Annotated in this window: 19 protein-coding genes and 3 pseudogenes; 12 read left to right on the top strand and 10 right to left on the bottom strand. The window is 60.5% G+C overall.

Going from position 1 to position 21,858, the window contains the following annotated elements; all coding sequences use genetic code 11:
* The first annotated feature begins 291 nt into the window (after positions 1-291).
* Together HWY30_RS32975 and HWY30_RS32980 are read left to right on the top strand one after the other, a co-directional pair.
* On the top strand, positions 292-2,418 hold the full coding sequence (locus HWY30_RS32975; RefSeq protein WP_208524347.1) for an aconitate hydratase: 2,127 nt from the start codon (positions 292-294) through the stop codon (positions 2,416-2,418).
* The gene (locus tag HWY30_RS32980; RefSeq protein WP_167368680.1) at positions 2,415-2,783 is read left to right on the top strand and encodes a hypothetical protein; all 369 of its coding nucleotides are present in this window, start codon (positions 2,415-2,417) and stop codon (positions 2,781-2,783) included. Before HWY30_RS32975 ends, HWY30_RS32980 begins: the two co-directional genes overlap by 4 nt.
* On the opposite strand, the gene HWY30_RS32985 is transcribed toward HWY30_RS32980, so the two are convergent.
* The 4 genes from HWY30_RS32985 to HWY30_RS33000 form a co-directional block, all read right to left on the bottom strand.
* Positions 2,671-3,198 carry a response regulator gene (locus tag HWY30_RS32985; RefSeq protein WP_090806797.1) on the bottom strand — a complete coding sequence of 176 codons (528 nt, stop codon included), beginning with the start codon at positions 3,196-3,198 and terminating at the stop codon, positions 2,671-2,673. The genes HWY30_RS32980 and HWY30_RS32985 overlap by 113 nt on opposite strands.
* Positions 3,199-3,655: 457 nt before the next feature.
* Complete coding sequence (gene ftsH / locus HWY30_RS32990; protein WP_090806795.1) at positions 3,656-5,446, bottom strand: ATP-dependent zinc metalloprotease FtsH; 1,791 nt, start codon at positions 5,444-5,446, stop codon at positions 3,656-3,658.
* A gap of 295 nt (positions 5,447-5,741) precedes the next feature.
* On the bottom strand, positions 5,742-6,482 hold the full coding sequence (locus HWY30_RS32995) for a DUF1614 domain-containing protein (protein ID WP_090806793.1): 741 nt from the start codon (positions 6,480-6,482) through the stop codon (positions 5,742-5,744).
* Between the two features lie 133 nt (positions 6,483-6,615).
* Positions 6,616-7,071, bottom strand: coding sequence for a DDE-type integrase/transposase/recombinase (locus HWY30_RS33000; RefSeq protein ID WP_090810181.1), 456 nt, complete (start codon positions 7,069-7,071; stop codon positions 6,616-6,618).
* A gap of 519 nt (positions 7,072-7,590) precedes the next feature.
* Here HWY30_RS33000 and HWY30_RS33005 point away from each other — a divergent pair.
* The 5 genes from HWY30_RS33005 (at position 7,591) to HWY30_RS33025 (ending at position 12,330) form a co-directional block, all read left to right on the top strand.
* The gene (locus tag HWY30_RS33005) at positions 7,591-8,850 is read left to right on the top strand and encodes an ABC transporter substrate-binding protein (RefSeq protein WP_143037205.1); all 1,260 of its coding nucleotides are present in this window, start codon (positions 7,591-7,593) and stop codon (positions 8,848-8,850) included.
* 138 nt (positions 8,851-8,988) lie between these two features.
* Complete coding sequence (locus HWY30_RS33010) at positions 8,989-9,747, top strand: ABC transporter ATP-binding protein (protein WP_090806789.1); 759 nt, start codon at positions 8,989-8,991, stop codon at positions 9,745-9,747.
* Entirely contained in the window at positions 9,744-10,478 is a 735-nt protein-coding gene (locus HWY30_RS33015) for an ABC transporter ATP-binding protein (protein ID WP_090806787.1), read from the top strand. The genes HWY30_RS33010 and HWY30_RS33015 overlap by 4 nt, the downstream gene beginning before the upstream one ends.
* The gene (locus tag HWY30_RS33020) at positions 10,475-11,368 is read left to right on the top strand and encodes a branched-chain amino acid ABC transporter permease (protein WP_090806785.1); all 894 of its coding nucleotides are present in this window, start codon (positions 10,475-10,477) and stop codon (positions 11,366-11,368) included. Before HWY30_RS33015 ends, HWY30_RS33020 begins: the two co-directional genes overlap by 4 nt.
* Positions 11,365-12,330: a branched-chain amino acid ABC transporter permease gene (locus HWY30_RS33025; RefSeq protein ID WP_090806783.1), complete on the top strand. Its 966-nt coding sequence runs from the start codon at positions 11,365-11,367 to the stop codon at positions 12,328-12,330. The genes HWY30_RS33020 and HWY30_RS33025 overlap by 4 nt, the downstream gene beginning before the upstream one ends.
* Positions 12,331-12,619: 289 nt before the next feature.
* Here the strand turns inward: HWY30_RS33025 and HWY30_RS33030 are convergent.
* A pseudogene (locus tag HWY30_RS33030) lies at positions 12,620-12,968 on the bottom strand (DUF2182 domain-containing protein).
* A gap of 47 nt (positions 12,969-13,015) precedes the next feature.
* Here HWY30_RS33030 and HWY30_RS33035 point away from each other — a divergent pair.
* Positions 13,016-13,210, top strand: a pseudogene (locus HWY30_RS33035) (integrase core domain-containing protein); the annotation flags it as partial.
* A gap of 524 nt (positions 13,211-13,734) precedes the next feature.
* On the opposite strand, the gene HWY30_RS33040 reads toward HWY30_RS33035, so the two are convergent.
* From HWY30_RS33040 to HWY30_RS33055, 4 genes are all read right to left on the bottom strand, one after another.
* A complete protein-coding gene (locus HWY30_RS33040) occupies positions 13,735-14,604 on the bottom strand; it encodes an AsmA family protein (protein WP_167368703.1) in 870 nt (289 codons plus the stop codon).
* 310 nt (positions 14,605-14,914) lie between these two features.
* Positions 14,915-15,337, bottom strand: coding sequence for a PRC-barrel domain-containing protein (locus HWY30_RS33045; RefSeq protein WP_090806779.1), 423 nt, complete (start codon positions 15,335-15,337; stop codon positions 14,915-14,917).
* Between the two features lie 84 nt (positions 15,338-15,421).
* Entirely contained in the window at positions 15,422-16,549 is a 1,128-nt protein-coding gene (locus HWY30_RS33050; RefSeq protein ID WP_143037204.1) for a C1 family peptidase, read from the bottom strand.
* 180 nt (positions 16,550-16,729) lie between these two features.
* Positions 16,730-16,993 (bottom strand): hypothetical protein, encoded by a 264-nt coding sequence (locus HWY30_RS33055; protein ID WP_090806775.1) that lies wholly within the window; start codon positions 16,991-16,993, stop codon positions 16,730-16,732.
* A 444-nt stretch (positions 16,994-17,437) separates the two neighbouring features.
* On the opposite strand from HWY30_RS33055, the gene HWY30_RS33060 reads away from it, so the two are divergent.
* Positions 17,438-17,641, top strand: coding sequence for a GNAT family N-acetyltransferase (locus HWY30_RS33060; protein ID WP_143037203.1), 204 nt, complete (start codon positions 17,438-17,440; stop codon positions 17,639-17,641).
* A 236-nt stretch (positions 17,642-17,877) separates the two neighbouring features.
* The gene (locus tag HWY30_RS33065) at positions 17,878-18,078 is read left to right on the top strand and encodes a DUF2905 domain-containing protein (protein WP_090806773.1); all 201 of its coding nucleotides are present in this window, start codon (positions 17,878-17,880) and stop codon (positions 18,076-18,078) included.
* Positions 18,079-18,582: 504 nt separating this feature from the next.
* Here the strand turns inward: HWY30_RS33065 and HWY30_RS33070 are convergent.
* Positions 18,583-20,040 carry an NCS1 family nucleobase:cation symporter-1 gene (locus HWY30_RS33070; protein WP_090806771.1) on the bottom strand — a complete coding sequence of 486 codons (1,458 nt, stop codon included), beginning with the start codon at positions 20,038-20,040 and terminating at the stop codon, positions 18,583-18,585.
* A gap of 87 nt (positions 20,041-20,127) precedes the next feature.
* Here HWY30_RS33070 and HWY30_RS41165 point away from each other — a divergent pair, with 87 nt between their 5' ends.
* Both HWY30_RS41165 and HWY30_RS33075 read left to right on the top strand, forming a co-directional pair.
* Entirely contained in the window at positions 20,128-20,334 is a 207-nt protein-coding gene (locus HWY30_RS41165; protein WP_143037202.1) for a hypothetical protein, read from the top strand.
* A 1,147-nt stretch (positions 20,335-21,481) separates the two neighbouring features.
* Positions 21,482-21,845 (top strand): annotated as a pseudogene (locus tag HWY30_RS33075) (DUF899 family protein); the annotation flags it as partial.
* Positions 21,846-21,858: the final 13 nt, after the last annotated feature.

A 21,858-nucleotide genomic window follows, 5' to 3' on the forward strand; every position in this document is an offset into this window, starting at 1 on the left:
CTGTCCGATGAGCATTTCGATCTGAACGATCTCGCCGCATTATGCGCGCTAATGGACCTTGGCAGTTTCCGGAAGGCAACCAACACGGTGCATCTATCGCAACCGCACCCGACGTCTGCGGTGCCATCGCCATCGACATGAATGCCTTTTCCAGGTGGTTCGCCTGCCGTTACAAATGCAGTGCGTCTCGACGGCGCGTCATGAACCGGTAGTGCGATAGTGCTCACAAGAAGCCGGTCGTACCGGTGGTGATTTCCTTCGTGCTCGCCCTACACTTATACTTACGCGACAGTGGGTGAACTCGTCGCGTGGATTATCGGCTGTGGCCAGGATCGATCCAGCGGTCACGGCTGCTGCCACGCACATGAGCGCAGACATCTCCGCTCTCTGGCGAACCGGAGTCAACCATCGCCGGTACGGTCCTGCCGTGAACCGGCTTCGGAGGATGGGGCCATGCGCATGAACCTTGCACGCAAGCTGATCCGGTCTCACCTGATCGAGGGCGACATGACGCCTGGCGCGGAGATCGGCATCTCGATTGACCAGACGCTGACGCAGGACGCGACCGGCACGCTCGTGATGCTGGAGCTCGAAGCCATGGGACTGGACCGGGCGAGGACCGAAGTCAGCGTGCAGTATGTGGACCATAACCTGATCCAGGAGGACTACCGCAATGCCGACGATCACCTCTTTCTGAAGAGCGCCGCGCAACGCTTCGGACTGTGGTACTCACGGCCCGGCAACGGGGTCAGCCATCCGTGTCATCAGGAGAACTTCGGCAAACCGGGCAGGACGCTGCTCGGCTCTGATAGTCACACGCCCGCCGCTGGCGCAATCGGCATGCTGGCCATCGGTGCGGGCGGACTCGAGGTCGCGCTGGCGATCGCAGGTGAGCCGTTCTTCACGCGCATGCCCGAGATCTGGGGCGTGAAACTGACGGGCCGGTTGCCCGACTGGGTAAGTGCGAAGGATGTGATCCTCGAGATGCTGCGCCGTCATGGGGTCGATGGCGGCGTCGGCAGGATCATCGAATACTACGGTCCAGGGCTTGATGGACTCAGCGCCATGGACCGGCATGTCATTGCAAACATGGGTGCCGAACTCGGTGCGACCACCACCGTTTTCCCCTCCGATCAGGAGGTCCGGCGCTTCCTGCGTGCGTGGGGACGGGAAGCCGACTGGACCGAACTGATAGCTGACCCTGGTGCGACCTATGATGTTCGTGACGAAATCGATCTCGGGCGCCTCGAGCCGCTGATCGCCATGCCGTCGAGCCCGGACAACGTGGTTCCCGTGCGCGAGGTCGCGGGCGAGCCGATCCATCAGGCTTACATCGGTTCATCCGCCAATCCCGGTTACCGCGACTTCGCGATAGCGGCAACCATGGTGCGTGGACGCGCCGTCCATGACCGTGTGTCGTTCGACGTGAATCCCACCTCGCGGGCACAGCTCGAAATGCTCGTGAGCGACGGCCATATCGTGAACCTGCTTCATGCCGGCGCGCGCCTGCATCAGGCCGGCTGCAACGGCTGCATCGGCATGGGTCAGGCACCCGCAACCAACGGGTTGTCGCTGCGCACCGTGCCGCGCAATTTCCCCGGCCGCTCGGGCACACCCGAAGACAGGGTGTGTCTCGTCAGCCCCGAAACCGCCACTGCGTCGGCCCTCACGGGTGAGATCACGGATCCGCGCACGCTCGGCATGCCGTATCCGCGCGTTGCCGATCCCGATCATCCGATCGTCCATCGCGAGATGTTCGACCCTCCGCTTTCCGCTGAAAAAGCGTTGCGGGTGACGCTGCTCAAAGGCCCGAATATCGCCCCACTGCCGGCGTTCGAATCGCTGCCCGACATGGTCGAAATGCCGGTGATGCTGAAGGCGGGAGATAACGTCTCGACAGATGAAATCATGCCGGCCGGCGCGCGGGTGCTGCCGCTTCGCAGCAACATCCCGGAAATTGCGAATTTTGCGTTCGAGCGAATTGACCCTGCCTATGCGCGGCGTGCGAAGGAAACCGGTGATCATCTTGTTATTGGCGGATCCAACTACGGACAGGGTTCGAGTCGCGAGCACGCGGCGCTGGCGCCACGCTTTCTTGGACTGCGCGTTGTACTGGCGAAAAGTTTCGCACGCATCCACGCGCAGAATCTCGTTAATTTTGGCGTGCTCGCGCTGACCTTTGACGATCCCGCCGACTATGACGGCATTGCGGTCGGCGACGTGCTGCGGCTTGATGGCGTCCATGATGCGCTGACCAGGAGCCACGGACTGACCGTCAAGAACACAACGCGGGGCGGCACCTTCGAAGTTCACCACGCGATGTCGCCCCGGCAGGTCCAGTATGTACTGAGCGGGAGCCTCATCAACTGGATGAAGGAGCGTCTTGCGGGCCACGCGGGAACCACCAGTGCAACATGATCCGCTCCCGCTCGACGCCGCCGGCGTCGCCGGACTGTGCGCAGATCCTCGTGCTGCCGAATGATTTCGCCATCCGCATCGTCTCCTCACGCAACAGTCCTGTCGACGGTCCCCGTTACCGGCTGACCGTGCGCGCAATCCGGGGTACGCTGCAGGTCGTAGCTGCATGGAAAGCGCTCGGGCAATACGCCGCTGATGTTGAGCAGGTCCAGATCGGTATTGACAACCGTCACGGCTTCGAGGAGATCACCTTCACGTTCGGCGACATTTCGTCCGGAGCGCTCGTCCGGTTGGTGAGACGGCAGATCGCGCAGCCCTGGACGCTCGACGCCTATTTTTATTCCGACAACGACGCGACCGCTTGAACTGTACGCGCATATGCAAAAGCAGTGTGTGACCTATCGGCTCCCGTTCGTGTCGGACGAGACCTGCAACAGGAGCCCGCGGATGGCGTTGAGCAGGCAGACTGCCTGCACCGGCTTCAGAAGAAACACGTCCCACGGCCGCCCTGCCGAGGGCGGCGGGAAGCGTGCCGGCGGCCATAACCAATAGAATTCCCGCTGTTGCGCGACTGCGCCGCAGGCGCCAGCACAGTTCCACACCATCGAGCCGGGGCATTTTCCAGTCCGTCACAACCAGCGCCGGTGATTCGATACCAGCCGCGGCTAGTGCCGCCTCCCCGTTCTGTGCGGTCAAAACATGATAACCCTCCGGCTCCAGCAGGAACCGGAGGGCGGTCAGGATGTTGGGATCGTCATCGACAACAAGGATGGTGGACACCGCAGCATTACCGATAATGAGACTTTCAAATTGCTGAAACCGGGCGCATTTTTCATTCCAGCATGCCGCCCCTCGCCATCAAGCGGAGTTCGCTCTAGCCCGCCGTTCGCCAATCGCGAGCGGCGCGATGGCAAACGACTTCCGCTCCATCGGATCCGGACGTGGGCTGCCGCCGAATAACCCGCCGCAATCGCCGATAAGTCGGAATACCGGTAGATCGCTGTAGGGTCTATAACCAGTATCGGGAAGCGTGAGGAATGTTGACCCGAGGAGGTTTGGTGATCACGACCGGAGGAAACCATAACCAGTCTTTTCGAGCCCGATGGAGGCTCTGATAATCATATAGCCGTCCTACCGGAACGGCGCGAGGCCGGCTATATGATTATCAAAGCCGTCGCCAAGTCTGCGGCGTGGGCAATATCAGCGGTAAACAAGATCGGCGCAGATGTGGATGATACTAACCAATGCGAGGTAACTCGTCCGGCAGCAAAGTCTCCTTTTCGAGAAGAAGTTTTGCCCCTTCGTCTAACTGCTTTCGGTGCGTTCTCAGGATTTCCATTGCGGCGTTCGCTGCATCCCGCACCAGGGCGCGCACGGCGCAGTCGATTTCCCGTGCGGTCTCCTCGCTATACTCGCGGGTGACCGAAGCCGGATCGCCAAGGAAGGCGTTGGGTTGCGATTCATAGGTCATTTGTCCCAAATCTTCGGACATGCCGAAGCGCGTGACCATCATCCGGGCTATATGCGTCGCTTTTGCCAAATCATCCGCCGCTCCGGAGGATATCTCATCGAAGACAAGCGCCTCGGCTGAGCGGCCGCCAAGAAGCACGGCCATCTTTCCCCTGAGCTCGGCACGGCTCATCAGGAAGCGATCGTCGGTCGGGCGTTGCATTGTATAGCCCAGAGCGCCGATGCCGTGCGGCACGATTGATATCTTCTGAACCGGATCTGCGCCGGGCGTGACCAACGCCACCAGAGCGTGCCCCATCTCATGGAACGCGACGATCTCCCGCTCCTTTGGAATAAGTAAGCGGCTCTTCCGCTCCAACCCTGCGACGATCCGCTCGATCGCAACGGTGAAATCCGTGATGTCAACGGTTTGAGCATCACGCTTTGTCGCCTGGAGAGCTGCTTCATTCACCAGATTTGCCAAATCGGCACCGGAGAATCCTGGCGTGAGCGCCGCGATCTGCTCAGGGTCGATATCCTTTCCTGCTCGTATTCCCTTCAGGTATATCTTGAGAATAGCAATACGCCCGGCCTTGTCTGGTCGATCTACAAGAACCTGGCGATCAAACCGTCCCGCGCGTAGAAGGGCAGGGTCGAGAACTTCCGGCCGGTTTGTCGCGGCCAGCAGCACGATGCCTGTTTGAGGGTCGAAGCCATCCAACTCCATCAAGAGTTGATTGAGTGTCTGCTCCTTCTCGTCGTGCCCTCCCAAGGATCCGATGCCGCGCGCTCGCCCCAGTGCGTCGAGTTCGTCGATGAAGATGATGCATGGCGCGACTTTGCGGGCTTGCTCGAACAAATCGCGGACGCGTGCTGCTCCAACTCCTACAAACATTTCAACAAATTCCGATCCGCTGATCGAAAAAAATGGGACGCCCGCTTCACCAGCAACTGCGCGGGCGAGCAACGTCTTTCCTGTTCCCGGCGGGCCGACCAGCAGCACACCTTTCGGGATGCGGGCACCGAGACGGCCATGATGCTGCGGCATCTTCAGGAAATTGACGATCTCGATCAATTCGTCTTTTGCTTCATCGACTCCCGCTACATCCTCGAACGTAACCTTGGTGTCCTTTTCGACAAAGATCCTGGCTTTACTCTTGCCGATTGTCATGAGTCCGCTCATGCCGCCTTGTTCGGCAAGACGCCGGGCCGCGAACATCCATATGCCGACAAAAAATACCGCAGGCAGCACCCACGACAAAATATCGCTAACCAGGTGGTTTTCCACCACACCGGTCACCTTCACGTTGTACTTGTCCAGCAGGGCGTAGACGTCAGGCCGGACCAGCACGGTCGAATATAACTGGCGCCCATCGGCCAGCGGTTTTGACAGCTTGCCGTCAAGGAGATTGCCACGCACGTTGACGGCTTCTATTTTTCCGTCCTTCAGAAGCTGCTCGAACTGGCTAAAAGGGATCGTCTCGACTTGCTGTCGGACGACCCACCAACTCTGGAACAGCAGAATGGCGATGACTGCGGCAATTGTGTAACCGATATTGAAGTGCGTCTGCTTGTCCACCGTCGCCTCCGTATCAACAGCTGCCGTTTGCGTTGTTTTTGAGGGGCACCTCTGCAGCGCGACAGGACGCGCATGCGGGGCCACTTTACGCGCGAGCGGTCGGCGCTACCTGTGCAGACCACCTTATACTGGCTACCGGCCCTCCCAGTACGTCAAGATATCGAAGACAAGCCTCGCTCGCGTCGCTGGCTTCGCCCATACTCAGGACGTCGAGGGATCGGATATCCGCCCGTGCGGTCAGGCCTTTCGAAAAAAAACGGCTCTGGACTTGCTGTCTCGCAACTGGGCGGCGCCATCACGGAGCTTTCTTGCCTTCGGAGCCATGTCCCACGCGACGCAGCGGCCGCGTAAGGCTGGCGAAGAGCATCGCAAGGATACCGGTCAGAAATATTCCGTCGAACGTCCCCGCTCCGCCGATCGAGGCTATTGGCGCAGCAAGACCCTGAATGCGTCCCAGATTGAGCAGATCCGCACCAATGAGTGTGCCCAGGCTTCCGCTGATATAGGCGAGCGGAGCAGCGAGGTTGGGCGAGAGCAGAAGCGCGACCACGGCAGCAGTCATCACGGGAACGAAGACTGGCAATGCGATACCGAATCCAGGGATGGGATGGGCCAACGGGTGGCACACTGCAGCGACGAGGGCAATCGCGACGGGACCCCGGAGCCACAGGTGATGTCTGAAAAGCAAATAGAGCGACATCAAACCCGGAATGAGCGCTCCGCCGACATTTACCGCTATGACCGTCCCGGGCCATTCGACGACCACTGGCACTACGTAGTGCATCCCGAAGAAAACGATCTCTTGCCCGGACCGTACTTCCTGCGCCGGCAACTCGGCTAGCGGGATGTTGAAATAGCTGCCTGCCAGCATTCCGAGGAGCAGAAGCAGGGCGGCGCCGAAGCTTATACCGAGGCGCATGGATACGTAGTGCAACGCCCCGATCCGAAGAAGGCCCACGAGGAGGAGAAATATCCCCACCAGCATCGAAAAGAACGGAAGCGGAAGAGGGAAATAGTGGAGATGGCTTAACTGCATGGGCGATTCTCCTCTTTTACAGCATAGAGGACGTCTGCAGCGGCCGGTTAGTTCGCGTTTCTACCTACTTCGAACTTTGGTCTTTGTCACGTTGCCGATCACCGGACGAATCGTGTTCAGGCGAAACAGTCGCTCAGAAAACAGCAGACGGATTCTGGGTGAGACCGGTGAAAAGACGCCAGGCTTCAAACCGGGTCGCAAGCTGCTTTCGATAAAGCGAAGCGCGCAGCAGATGACGCTTGAGCGCGAAGTGTTGTCGGATCGGACCGAAGCACGACAGGAACGCCTGCGTGCGCCCGGGCAGGCGGAAACCACGCATACGTCGCTCGCGTTCACGCGTGGGCTGATGGCTGTTCTCTGCACCGTTGTTGACGCGAGCGGCCGCCTTGACGAACACATGCTTCACGTTCGCCAGCTCCGGGATTTCGGTCTTTGCTGCGGGGTAACTGGGCAACTGGTCAGTGACGATCTTCTTCGGCACCTCGGGACAGCGCAGGCTGAGCTGGAACCTGAAATACCAGTGTACCGCGTGGCTGATGACTGACGCCGGGAACCGGTGACCGTGATACAGCGATTTCGTTTTCTTCACCACTTCTTCTTAACTGACCGCAGCGCCAACGTGACAAAGCCGTTCGAAGCAGCACCACAAAAAAGAGCCTGACGCAGAGGGTAACCTGCCGGCGATTATATGCTGAAGCTTTCCCCCTGAAAGCCAAGTCTGGTGGGGGTTTGGGGGAATATTTTCTGCTTTCGGTGGACGGGCAGAAAAAATGGTCAAATCCCAACGATCGGGAATTTATTCGTGATGGACAACTCAAATACAAAGGGAACGTAAGGTCGCGGCTTCCCGACCTGTTCACGATCCCAAGCCACGTACGCACGTCCATGACAAACCAGACGAAGCAGGCGGACAAACCGTGCGCAATCCATTTCCCTTGATCGGGGCCCACCGTCGCGCATGAGATAAGCAATTCCACAACTGCGTCGGGCGCGCATCGCGCCGTACAACCATACGTCAATGCGCCTCGTCCGGTTTCATCCTTGGCAGTTAACAATGCGATGGCTGACTTTCTCGGTAACCGAAGGTTAAAGAACGGAGGAATTCGCCGTGTCAAAGCAACTTTTGTTTGTCAGTGCTGCGTGCGTTTGCATCTTGACCTGCGGCCAGGCTCATGCAGCCTGCACCACCACAATCGGCAGTGTGATGGCGTTGACCGGATCGCTGGGCGTGCTCGGCCAGCAGATTGCCAAAGGCGTGCAGCTGGCTGTGTCGGATCTCAACGCGGCCGGCGGTGCCAACGGCTGCACTGTGGATCTGGCTCTGCTGGATGACCAGACCGCACCCTCCGTTGGAGTGGATGCAGCCAAGAAGCTGGTCGACGTGCAGCATGTGCCGGCCATCGTCGGCGCGCTTTCAAGCGGTGTCAGCGGAGCCATCCTGACCGCCGTGGCTGTGCCGGGCAAGGTCGTGCTGATTTCTCCCGCCTCCACCTCGCCGACCTTCACCCAGCTCGCGAAGGACGGCAAGACAGACGGCTACTGGTTCCGGACGGCACCCTCGGATGCGCTGCAAGGCGTAGCGATAGCTAAGGTTGCACTCGATGCCGGGATAAAGAAGGTTGCTGTGCTTTATCTGAACAATGCCTACGGGCAGGGGCTCAGCTCCGAGTTCGCCAACGCGTTCACGAAGCTCGGGGGCGCGGTCACGCAAAACGTCGTCTACAACCCGAGCCAGGCCTCCTATCGCGCGGAAGTCAGCAAGGCAATGGATCCAGCACCTGATGCGCTGTTCCTGATCGGCTATCCGGGCGACGGCACGACCATCGCGCGCGAATGGATTTCAGCCGGAGGTCCGCAGAACTTCCTTCTGCCCGACGGGCTGGAATCCCAGGATTTCGTCAATGACGTGGGCACGCAGTACATGAAGCATGTACACGGCACGGCGGCCGGCTCGGAGACGACGCCTTCGCTTGCGACCTTCAAGCAGGAGTTCCAGACCAAGTTCGGCGAATTACCTACGCAAGCCTATATCCCCAACGCTTATGACGCGACGGTCATCATCGGCCTCGCCATCGACTACGCGAAGCGTGCCGACGGCATGGCCATCCGCGACGCCATCCCCAAGGTGACCGATCCTCACGGCAAGAAAGTCTATGCCGGTGCGGCCGAGCTCAAGAAGGCGGAAAAGATGCTCGCGCAACACGAGGTGATCCAGTATGTGGGCGCATCGGGGCCGCTGCAGTTTGACCGGTACGGAGACATCAACGCCCCCATGGTGGTCTGGTCTGTGGACAGCGGCGGAAAAGTCAAGCCGACGGGCATGGTCACGGTGAATCAGATCAAGGAGCTACGCAGCAAGATCCAGTAGCGGCACCAGGTTTCGAACAAAAGAGCCTGCTGCAAGGCTTGACGCCGATCAAACCGCGATTCCTCAAGGCGGTAACGCACCGTACCCCTCGAGGCATTCGCGGCTGGGCGGCGGCGTTTCGGGAAGGACACTGCGCGAATGCTGGAAGTCAAACAGCTCGTCAAGGAGTTTGGAGGATTGCGTGCGGTCGACGGCGTGTCCTTCACCTTGCGCGCTAACACCATCACCGGCTTGATCGGGCCGAACGGCGCTGGCAAGACCACGCTTTTCAACACCATTGCCGGCGTGCATCGGCCGACGTCGGGCGACATTTCGTTCCTCGGCCGGCGCATCGACGGCCTGGCGCCCCACAGGATCTTCCACGAAGGACTGGTACGGACGTTTCAGATTCCCCGCCCGTTTGCCGAAATGACCGTGCTCGAGAATTGTATGCTCGTGCCGCCCCGCCAGGCCGGCGAGCGCTTCTGGAACAACTGGTTCAGCCGCCCGCAGGTGCGCGCCGAAGAACGTGCCTGCCGCGACCGCGCTCAGGAAGTATTAGCCTTCGTCGGCCTCTCACCGCTAGCGGGCGAATACGCCAAAAATCTCTCCGGCGGCCAGCAGAAGCTTCTCGAACTGGCCCGCGTGCTGATGGCGGACCCCAAGCTCGTCCTGCTCGATGAACCTGGGGCCGGGGTCAATCCGACTTTGCTCGTTACCATCATGGACAAGCTGCATGAACTCAATGCCCGGGGCATTACGTTCCTTATCATCGAGCACAACATGGACCTGATCATGACGTTGTGTGATCCGATCCTCGTGATGGCACAAGGCAAGCTGATCCTGGAAGGGTCGCCGACGACGGTGCGAAGCGACCCGGGCGTCCTCGATGCCTACCTCGGCGGGGTTCCGGAATGAACGCCCCGGCGCTCTACGCGCATGAGCTGGTGGCCGGCTATGTGCCAGGCGTGGACATTCTGCGCGGCGTGGAGCTCATGGTCGGACGCGGTGAAATCGTCACGGTGCTCGGTCCCAACGGCGCGGGCAAGTCCACGCTGATCAAGGCGATTGCCGGCTTGGTGGCGGTGCGCTCGGGCACAGTGCAACTGTTCGGGGATGACATCGGGGGCGTGGCCGCGCACCATATGGTGGAGCGGGGCCTGGCCTACGTGCCGCAAACCAACAACATCTTCAGCCGGCTCAGCATCGAGGAAAACCTCGAAATGGGCGCATACATTCAAGGCAACCGAGCCGACATCCGGCGCGGCATCGAACAGATGTTCGAGCTGTTTCCGCGGCTTCGGGAAAGACGCAGGCAAGCTGCCGGCATGCTCTCGGGCGGCGAACGGCAGATGGTGGCGGTCGCGCGTGCGTTGATGGCAAATCCCAAGGTGCTGATGCTGGACGAACCCTCGGCGGGACTGTCGCCGAAACTGGTGGGCGTCGTATTCGGCAAGGTGCGGGAGGTGCGCGACCTGGGGGTCACCATTCTGGTGGTCGAGCAAAACGCCAAGGCCGCCCTGGCGATCTCCGACCGGGGTTACGTGCTGGCCGAGGGTCGAGATCAGATGACGGGCCCCGCCAGTGAACTGCTCGCGAACCCCGAAGTGGGTCAGCTGTATCTGGGCGTTCGGCGAGGTCTGTCATGATCGCGCAATACGTCGCCGACGGGGTCATTCTTGGATCGACGCTGGCCTTGGGAGCCATTGGCCTCACGCTGACCTACAACATTCTGCGTTTCGCCAACTTCGCCCACGGCGAATTCCTCACCTTCGGCGCCTACTTCGCGCTGTTGCTGACTGCGCTCTTTGGGACCGGAACCGCGCTGGGTCCGGTAACCTTCGGCGGACCCTTCCTGCTGGCGATCGTGGTCGCCGGCATCTTGACCTCCGGAGTGGCGCTAGTACTCGACTGGCTGCTCTACCGGCTGCTACGAAAAAGCGAAGTGGCGGTCACGCTGGTGATTGCATCGTTTGGTGCATCGCTGATGTTACGCAACCTTGTGGTCTTCATCTGGGGCCCGCAGCCCGAGTACTACTCGCGCAGCATCGCCATCGCCAGGGAAATTCTTCCCGGCGTGCGACTGACCGCCGACGAGGTCTTCGTCGTTGCGCTGACGCTCGCCCTGATGATCGCGCTACATCTCTTCCTGACGCGCACCCGGCTGGGCAAGGCCATGCGCGCCGTGTCGGATAACCCCGCATTGGCGAGCGTCACCGGCATCGACGTGCAGGGCATCATTCGCTGGACCTGGGTGGTAGGTGGCAGCCTGGCGGCGATCGCCGGCGTGCTGTACGGCCTGACCGTGCAAATCTCCCCGGAGATGGGCTTCAATCTCATCCTGCCGATGTTTGCCGCCGCCATCCTCGGCGGCGTGGGCAGCATTTACGGCGCGGTGCTGGGGGGGCTGATAATCGGCCTTGCCGAATCCATGTCGGTGCCGATCCTCGGGTCGGCATACGAGCCGGCGGTCGGGTTCTTCCTGATGTTTCTGATCCTCCTCGTCTATCCCAAGGGGATTCTGGGAGAGCGTTCATGAGCGGGATGATCTCCTATCTGGTTTTCTTCCTCATCCAGGCATCGATTTTTGCCGTGGTCTGCCTGGGACTGAATCTGCAATGGGGTTACACCGGACTCTTTAACATCGGCATATCCGGATTCTTTCTGATGGGAGCGTATGCTTTCGCCATCTTGTGCGGACCGCCCTACGACACACATCTCGGCGGCTTCGGCCTGCCGTATGTCGTCGGTCTGGCCGGCGCCCTGTGCGCCGCTGCCGTGGTCGGCTTCATCGTCGGGATTCCCACCCTGCGGCTGCGTGAAGACTATCTGGCGATCGTGACGATCGGCATCGGCTCCATCCTGCAACTGATTTCGTTGAACGCTTCCTCCTTGACGGGCGGGAGCCGGGGAGCCAGCAGTATTCCAAGACTGCTGCCCGGATTGTTCCAGTCCGTGTTGGGTGTCAACCTGCTAATGCTCGGGTTCATGGCCGTACTGGTCCTGATCATCTACCGGGCTCTCGAAGCCATGGTGCGCTCCCCCTGGGGCCGGGTTCTCAAGGCCATCCGGGAAGACGACACCGCCGCTTCGTCGCTCGGCAAGAATCCCTTCCTCTTTCGACTACAGTCTTTCGTGATTGGCTCCGCCCTCATGGGTTTGGGCGGTGCTCTTTACGCCAGCTTCATTGGCTTCATCAGTCCGGAAGACTTCTTGCCCGTCTTCACGTTCCAGATATGGACCATGCTGATCGTCGGCGGTAGCGGCAATAACAAAGGGGCAATCCTGGGCGCCGTACTGATGTGGGCCGTCTGGACACTGAGCGGCAGCGCGGCTCAGGCCGCACTGCCGGTCCACCTGCAGGTCAAGGGCGGGGCCGCGCAGGTCATGCTGATCGGGCTCGTGCTCATGCTGACACTCATCTTCAGGCCGCGCGGCCTGGTCGGAGAGGAAGCGACGGTATCTCGAGAGGCGCACGTGCTCCCGCGCAAACCGGAGTAGCGCGTATTCGCAGCGCGAAAGCCGATGACGGAAACGAGGTAGCCGCGCTTCAGGAGTCGCACGATTGAACCCGCTGGACCGCAGGTCTTCATGGAGGGTCATCGATACTCAAAGGGAGGTATCGGCCGATCGTAAGTGACACCACGCCGAGCATTCGAGCAACGAGCCGGCGCACCAAACGAGTTCCTGTGTCAGCGGCCATTCGAAGCGCTGTCGCTTCGGCGGCGGGTTATGATGCGTAGCGGACATCTTCGGATGGGGTAGTCACTCGGCTGTTCGTGTCGCGACCTCACCCCGTTGTTGCAACTGCGACACCGCAGCCAACCAGCAGCAACCCCTGCGCAAAAGGAAGCCATCGCGCTTGCGGCAGCATTTTTTCGAGCATCACGTAGATCGACAGAGCGGCAACCCAAAGCACGTTCATGACGCCAAACACGAAGAGCAACGCCATGAGCGCCCCGCAACAGCCGACGCAATAGGCCCCATGCCGGAGAACCCCATGATCCAGGCACCGAGGCTGCCGTCGCGCCATTCGGTCAGAAGAAAACCGAGGGGGAAGCACACTTGCTAAGGCACGCATGCTTTAAAGGTGTCAGCTGGAAGACTCCAGCAATGACCAGGAGAGCGCCCCCAAGCAGCGGGGTTGCGCGCCGGGCAGATCGAGCACCTGGATGTGGCGGCCCCGAGCAATGGGATGGCCGAGAGCTTCGTCAAAACGATGAAGCGCAATTACGTTTCGTGGATGCCCAAGCCTGACGCGAGAACTGCGCTGCAGAACTTGGCCATTGCGTTCGACCACTACAACGAGTCCCATCCGCACAGCGCCCTGAAATACCGGTCGCCACGCGAGTTTCGCCGGCGAACAAATTCTCCAACCTAAGCGTGACCGCGTGTCCGGTCACGCAGGGGTAAGTCCAACGCGATAACCGAACACAGCAGGCGCTCCAAGTGCGGCTCGCGTCCATCCCGACGATGGTTCATTCAGATATTGCACCACGGCGCTCGAAGGTTCATTTAGCATTGTCTGCCGATTGGAATCGATCAGGGCTTTGTAGTCGTCAGGGTACGGGCGGTAGGTCGCTGCCTCCGGCGTGTTCTTGTCGCACATCGGCGCAACCCGTGAGCACGCCTGCGATCAATACCGCTGCGCTCGCGGCCCTCAGCTTCGTTTTCATCACTTCACCTACGCGGACAGGTTTTTCATACGGCTTCTTATCTCTTGTCTGTACTTTTTGTGGCGCCAATATAGCCAGAGCAAAGGGGCGAGTGCCACTAATCGAGGAGCTAGACCTTCGTTGTTAGAGACTTCCACTCTTTACTCCTTGCCGGTCTCCCGGCGCACTGACAAGTTTATTACGCTCTACGGTTCTGATCGGGACTGGATTGCAGTGGCCCGGTCAGGCCCTAAAAGCCGGGAGGGGGCGGCAAAGGTGGGCCGGGTGGGGGGGGCAGCGATGGCAGGGATGGCGGGGACGACAGGGACGGAGGGGACGGAGGGCGCGGCAGGGACGGCAGGGACGGACGGGGCGCCAGGGACGGCAGGGACGGAGGGGACGGCAGCTTTGGCAACCCACCGACGGGCGGCTTGAGCATATCGATAACGGATTTCAGCTTTTGGGCGATGGCCTCGGTGACCGCCTTTTTCGCCTCGTCCGCGAGCGCCTCGCACACGGCACGGATGATCTCGGGCGGCGTGGCGCCGTTTGTGGTCGCGCCGATATTGACGAGATGCAGCGGAGGTAGCGGTACCGTAAGCGCGCCTCCGGGCAGGTGAATGTCAAGTGAGAGTGTGCCGCCCATGACGGTGAGCTTGCGGATGATGACCTTGCGCGCGTTGCTGCCGGCCCGGATGGCGGCCGGGGTGGTGGAATAGGCTTGGGCGTTATTCTTGATGGTCTCCAGGTTGCTGGTGGCGGTGGGACTTTGCGCCTTGTAAGTAATCTGCGGCGCGATGACTGTGGCGGAATCAACAATGACAGGGCCGCCGCCGAGAAGTGAGCCGCTTTCCACCTGCAAGGCGATACGGTCCACCACTACGGCGTAGGGCGAAGAGAAACCAGTGGGGTTGCCCACGGTAAGTCCATCAAGCGCGCCCACGCCGGTGAAGGGCGAGAATTCGACGCTACCCACGAGCACCTGCGTCTGGGTCGCAAGGGCGCCTTCCGTCTCGATGGCGGACTTGATGGATGGTTCGAACCGGGCGAGCAGGGTCCACAGCGCAATAGCGGCGACGGCGAGCAGGATGGCAACGGCAAGTCCGAGAGTTTTTTGCATGGTGTTGGGTGATCCATGAAAGGCGGTGGCCCGTCCAGACGCGCGGGCGTGCTAATCAGCAGTCGCCAATATTGACTACAGAAGTGGCTTGGAAATGGAAAAATGGGAAGGCGGTCTGAAGGGGCTTTGTTCGGATGGGGCTACTCTGCAATACCCCCATCCGAGCAGCGCGGGGGCAAGGTGTTGAGTGCGCAGCGCAAGGGGGACTGAAGGGGCAAGCGGTTGAGCGCGAAGCTCGAGTCCGGCGATAGGTCGTTGCGACTGACCTTGCCAGCCGCAACGACCTCAGCTTAGGACTGTTGAAAACAGGTCACTCTGCCTGAACCTTCTTCGGCTTAGGCGGCGATTGCACCTTCGCGTACTGGAACTCAGGCGTTGCCTTCAGGGCGTCCTTCGTGGCGCCCGGCAGATATAGATTGCCGCCGCGCACGTCGAGTGCGGCGATGGGCACCGCTACGTCATGCGTGGCGACGCCGAGGAAGCCGCCTGTAGCGACGATGGCCGCCGACACGGAGCCGTCCGGGGCCACGATCAGATCTTTGACCGCGCCGATTTTTTCGTTCTGGTCGTTGTAGACCGATTTGCCCAGCACGCTCTTCTTGACGCTCCATCCCTGCAAAAGCGCCTGCGACTGCTGAATAGTGACGCTCAGAGTCTGTGTGCCGGCGACCTGTGCGTGCGCATCGATACATGCTGCAAGTGCCACTGCTACCAATACTGCCTTCAAAGCCATATCGTTCACTCCATGGTTAGATTCGGTTTCTGGCACGTTCTTCGTGCCCCCAATAGTGTAAGTTGACAATACCGTTTTGCTCTACTAATCGGCGCTGTCGATCCGAACCAGCGCTTGTGCGTCCAGCAAGCTGTGTTGCAGCCATTCGTAAGTGACGTAGGCCAGCCCGCCGTCGCCCCAGCCCGATGACCAGGAGTTCTTAATGATGAAATATCCGCCGCCCGCGACCTGATCGCTGTCCTGGTAGCCGACGACTAGAATTTCGTGACCGCACAGGCTGGTCCCGCAGCTGTCCGCCTTGATGACCCACGACACGACGCCGCCCTTGTACGTCGCAACCTGAAAGTCGAGGTTCGCGTTGATGGCCATGACCACAGGGTAGCCGCGATACAGCGCTTGCTTGATCCGGCCAATGGACGCATAGAGCTTGTGCGCCGTGGTCGTCCGAAATCCTGAGGAGCTCGCTGCGGTAGAATCCTGCTGCCGGGTATCGCTGCCGCCACCCTGCGCCTCGGTAGGCGAGCAGGTGGCATTGGGATAGTTGCGGTTGTAGTTGGTGCAATACTTGTCATCGCCATTGTATGGCCAGGATTTCTCCGGAACGAACTTGGTCTTGTTGTCGACGAATGCAGCGATGGTGTCGTACGGGTCGAGTCCGGCGTTGTTCCAGGTGTTGGTCAGTCGCTTTCCCTGGAAGTACGTGTTCTGTTCCGACAGTTTCGTACTGTTTTGCTGCCTCGAGAGCAGCAATTCCGTTGCGGCGTTCAGGGAGAACGCTACGCACGTGCCCCGTTCGCTCTGATCTTTGATATCGCTCTTCAGGGATTCGAGATTCGTGATAAGAGCGCTGTGGCCCACCCCCAAGGAGTCCGAATCGGCCGTGTCACAACCTTCCAGGCCGCTCGGGCAACTGTTCTTGCTCGCCTGGGTCAGCCGCACCTTGTAGTTGCCGAAGAGTTGGACCATCGAGTCGGAGACCCCGACGTTGGAAACAAGGTCCTTTCCCACGTCCTGGTAGCTGATCACCTGACGGGTGACGCTGGAGAGGTCGGCCTCATAGCGGGTGTCGCTTCTCGCGTCACCGTAGCTCGGCGCGTAGAAGCCGGTATCTGAGGAGCTGTTACTGTTTCCACTGCTGCCATCGCCCCCGCCGCCCCCGCAAGCTTGAAGCGAAAAGAGAATGACGAGCAGAGTTAGACGGGCAAGTTTCATGAGATTTTCTTGTCGGCGCCGGCGCGACGGCGCTGCCGCGAACACAAACGACGCGATGTTTTGACGAACCCCGATTTGGCTCAAAGCCACCTGCGCGGGTCAGACCGGGGACCATTGTGGCGTAAAGCGCGACTGCGTCGGGTACGGCCTTACACTACAGCCGCCACCGGAATTGGGCTATCACACGAAAGTCTGGAACGCCTGTACCGTGGGATATACCGGCACCGCGTTTAGCGTTGCTTGGATATGCGGGCGCATAGTGATGCCTTCAGGATCGGGGGCGTACACCACCTTGGCAACGGAGTCCGCGTCGCCCCTTACTAGCGCCGCATTGCACGGATCGAATAGCGACGCGATTTCGTGATAGACCTGCGGTACGTGGACTTCGCCTGCAAAGACGCCAGTGCTGAAAACAACTGCAGCGGCGATCAGAATCTTCTTCATCTTTGCCTTCACTTCATTTAAATGGGACGCCGACGCGGCATCGGGGAACTACGCCCCATTAGTGGCTCTGGTTATGCGCGAACCTCTCAGCTATCGCCAGTTACCCCTGACTGGCAAGCAGCGCCAACATCAACAGAGCGGTTCGGTTGATTTCGGGATCCTGAGATTAATGCCGCCCAATCGCTCGCCCGCGACGACGAGTGGCGACATTACACCCAAAGTTGATTCTATCGTCAACTGTGATGTTGTTATTTTGTTTTCAGCGGACGCTGAGTCGGTCCTGGCGCGAAAGAAGGCGCAGTTGCGGCGCCGCGGAGGACGGTAAATCGGCTATCAGGGGGTGTCGTTGCAGCCGAACTCCCGTAGACCATGTAGCGGCGATAATGGGCGACCCCCAGCGACCCGATACTCAGCAGCCTGCGCTGGCCCGGCCGGCTGCTGGCCGTGAAAGAGGAAGATGCCTTGGCTAACCATGCGTTTTGCAATTTCGGCGAGAAGCGAGTAGAGGCAATCTGCGACGATCTGAACGCACCAGGCGTTCGGGTCTGTGAACGCACCGGGATGCAACTGGAAGGGGTGTTGCGACAGGAGCGGCGCGCTCCAGATGGTAGTTTGCGGAATACGCGCATCTATTCAAAGCTGGCTTGACCTCTCGCTGGGCTGGGCGCGTATTGGCCAGTTTGGGACGTTCAATGTTGGCGGCCAATTTGTCGACAATCGGATCGACCCGTTGCCTGCGGACCAGACACGGGAAACGAACGCGATGGAATCAGCCAACATACGAGCCTGACTGGTCCGCAGTGGCTCAAAATTCAATCGGCGCGGATACTCCGCCTGCGTGGGGCTATGATGACCACGTCGGCTACCGTGAGTGACGACGCCCCATGAACCGTTTCCTGATCGTTATTGGCACACTGTGCATTCTTGCCGGCCTCGGATGGCATTGGCTCGCGCGCATCCCGTTCGGCCGACTGCCCGGCGACATCCATATCGTCCGCGACGGATTCAACTTTCACTTCCCGATCGTCACGTGCATCGTGCTTTCGGTCGTGGCGTCCGTGCTGTTGTGGTTCTTGCGGCGTTGAGCGCGGCTCCGCGTCGGAGCATACAATGGCGACGAACTGTAGGCGCAAATCGGTCGGAAAGCCTGATCAGGAGCCGATCGCAAGTTCACACGTGTCGACGAGTTGCTGCCCTGGTACGTTGCCGACAGATTGCGCCAAGCGAACTGACCCACCAAACCAAACCGTTTGACAGTCGCGACTCGTGTTGAATGGCCGTTGTACCCTGGCGCTCAGCTGCCTGACCAAAGCCGATTCTCGAATGACGGCAATGGCCGAATTGTGCGGGTAGCTCGTCCGTCAGGTTCCGGAGTAATGCGGCCGCTCCAACGGCAGATTTCCCGGCTCGCTGAACGGCAAGTTGTGGCCGAAAGTGCCATTCTTTGAACGATGCCATCAGGCGGATCGTCGGCCAAATCTGCGATTCGCGAGTCGCACGCGGCTATCGTGACCGACCGCCCGCTTCCGGGAGGCACCCGGCGGTGCCGTGCCAGTGCTTGACCCTACCTGATCGGGATGGAAAGAGCCTTAAACGCGGGTAGGGGCGATCGCGGTACGCGGCCGCAGCGTCGCCATGACCAGGTACATGCCGCCGCCGATCGCTACGCCGAAGAACCAGCCATATGTATTCCACCAGGCCGGCAGCAGGTTGGTGAAGTTGGGCAGGAAGGTCGAAAACACGCTGCCGACCGCCGCCGCGGCCAGCGCGTTGACGTTCCAGCCGCCTTCGTAGCGATACTCGCCGTGCTCCTGGTAGAGCGCCGCGACGTTGATGTTGCCCTTGGCCACCAGATAGTAGTCCACCAGGATGATTCCCAGCAGCGGGCCCATCGTGGCGCCGATGGCGTTGACGAAGTGTGCGGCGTTGCCTTCCCACGGCGCAAACGGGTAGAGCGCCAGCGCGATGGCTGCGGCGATGAAACCGCCCTTCTTGAAGCTGATCTGCCTGGGGAACGTGTTGGAGATGTCGAACGCCGCCGAGACGAAATTGGCCACCACGTTGATGCCTAGCGTGGCGACTGCGAAAGTCACCGCCGCGATGAGTGCCAGTATCCAGCTATCGAACTTGGCTGAGATCTGCTCGGGGTGCAGCAGCACTTCGCCGTACACCTTGAAGGCGGCGATGGTGGTGACGCCGGCGACCAGCGAGAACGCAATCAGGTTGACCGGCAGGCCCCACAGATTTCCTTTCTTGACTGCGTCGCGGTTTTTCGCGTAGCGCGAGAAGTCGCAAAAGTTCAGGTACAGCGCCGCGAAGTAGGTGATCCAGGTCGCGCCTACGGCCATCAGCGCCCAGAACGAGCCGGGCTCGCCGCTGACGCCGGCGTCCTTGGTCTTCTCGAGCAGCGCGTCCATCGGAATGCCATGCTCGAACGAGAAGCCGCCCGCCTTGACGCACAGGCCGATCGCCAGGATCAGCATCGCGATCCACACCGCCGGACCGGCCAGGTCCTGGAATTTGCGCACCGTTTCCATGCCCTTCTGAATGATGAGCAACTGCAGCGCCCAGACGATGAAGTAGCAGATCACTTCCAGCCCCGAGTGGCCGAGAAAGTGCGTGCCCTTGTGGAACTCCATCAGGCTGGTGCTGCGGATCAACAGCGCGACTATCGCGCTCGAAGCCGCTGCTGTCTGCGCGCCGTACCAGAAGCAGGCCACCACGGCGCGCACCAGCGCCGCGAGGTTGGCGCCCCACACGCCGAAAGAGGCACGCGCAAGCACCGGGTATGGCACGCCGGTCTTCTCGCCGGCGTAGCCGATCAGATTCATCAGCGCGAAGATCACGAGTGAGCCGAGCCCGATCGCCAGCACAAAGTTGGTAAAGCTGCCGCACAGCAAGAACAGGCTGGCGGCGAGGTAGTAGCCCCAGAGGCTGTGCACGTCCGAGGTCCAGACGTTGAAAATGCTAAAGGCACCCCAGTTGCGCACCCTGGCGGGTGCGAGATCTTCGTTGTAGAGGCCGGGGGAAGGGTTGCGGATTTCCATCTGTCGTCTCCTTTGAGTTCGTGGAAATGAGGAACCACCGCCAGACGACCCTGGGCGGCGATGCCCCCGCGTCTGAAGCAAGCTCGTATGCAAGAACTGTATGTACTTTGCGGCACAGCTCTGAATGGGTTAACCCTAATCGAGAGGCATGTCGGCGCAAGCCAACAATCCGATCCCACGCACAATGAGCGCAATCGCAAATTCGTCGTTGTTGTCCATGTGACCGCGCAAATCAATAAAATTGCGCGACGCTTACCGTTGCTGCGTCCCGCTCGCAATCTATGGGGCCGTTGATGTGGAGATGGCCGGAGGCCCCCCCTCGTCGAAGGGTTCGATGTGAGGGCAGCCCGATTCAAATGCCGTGTTTGATTGACCTCCGATGGTCCCGCATCGGGCGACAGCTGGCGTTCGTCAGTTCAGATGCGATCTCAAATGGTAGAAGTGGATCGGGTGCCGCCGAACGCAACCGGCGGTGCTCAGCCCCCTCACCGAAGTTTGCTGTCGGACCGGGTTCGGCCAGCTACTGACGTTGGTCGGCACCTTCTCGCGGACGTTCCGACGTCTGCTACCCCGCAGTACCCGCCGCTCGGGCAGGCACGCTCCGTCTTGTTGTACTGCAATATGTTTGTTCGACGCCCGACCCGCTTCATCGTCTCGATGATATACACGAGTATAAGAGCCCGACGCTCGCGTACGACTGCGGCAACCGTTCGTAGAATGGCCGTCTTGGGAGCATCCGCATACCATGGTTCCATGGACGGTGCGATTGTCATTTAGGAGGCGAGGATCGAATCGGCAGGTCTTAGTTTGGACGCTTGTGAACTGTTGTAGGACATCACCCGGCCAACGCGTTGACACAATGAGTCTCCTCAGGTTCCTACCTCCGCACCCCTGGGAAAAACGGAACCTGCTTCGAAGCCGGCTTCCGCCGGCTTTTTTTTACCGAGCGGTCAGCGAGCGGCGGAACGCGCCTGCCACCGGTAGCCCGGCGCAGACCCCGGCCAAGTACGGCGCGTCGACCTCGACCTCGGGCCGAGGTTTCACCGTCGGCTGAGGTACAAGCCGTTGATTTGTTGCACATCGACGACGGCCAGAGCCAGGTACTTGCCGGCCGGGAATGCCCAATGAAGTTCGGGCTGCGGGTCATAAGGAGAGGAAGACGATGAAAAAGATTGGATACCCCCGCTTCACCGCCATCGAGCTGTGGATCCTCGCCGTCTCCATCGTCATCGCAGTCGGAGTACAGATATGAGTGTAGCGCCCACGCCGGCGCATCGCTCGTGCCTCCCTCCGAACGACTTTTCCGACTGTCTGCTCCGCAGCTAAAGCTCCCGTTGAGATACCGTCGGTCGAGGGGCAGAAGTGGGTCGCAAGTACTCGTTCGCTTTCCGCGGGACGAGTCATTCGCGACCACAGACCTGTGAATGACAGGAAAGCGCCCCAAATGCCCGATATCCTGCAGCGCGTCGCCTTCGCGGTGATCGGCCGCTCGCCGATCGACAGGCTCGTCGCGTTCAAGCAGGAGCGCGGCTGGCGGCATCTGCGGCTGTATTCGTCGGGCGGCAACACGTTCAATCGCGATTACGCGGCCGAAGATCCCGCCGGCGACGACCTTCCCGCGCTTGAACGTATTCACGCGCACGGGCGGCGTCGTGCGGCACTTCTGGGCCGAGGAGATGGGGCCGTCGACGTCGGACCCCGGACAGGATTCGCGCGGCGCGCCCGATCTGATGCCGTTGTGGACGATCCTCGACATGACGCCGGGCGGCCGTGGCACCGACTGGTATCCGAAGCTGGCGTATTGAGCGGCGCTGCCAT

Source organism: Paraburkholderia tuberum STM678, from assembly GCF_902833905.1.
GTDB lineage: Bacteria > Pseudomonadota > Gammaproteobacteria > Burkholderiales > Burkholderiaceae > Paraburkholderia > Paraburkholderia tuberum.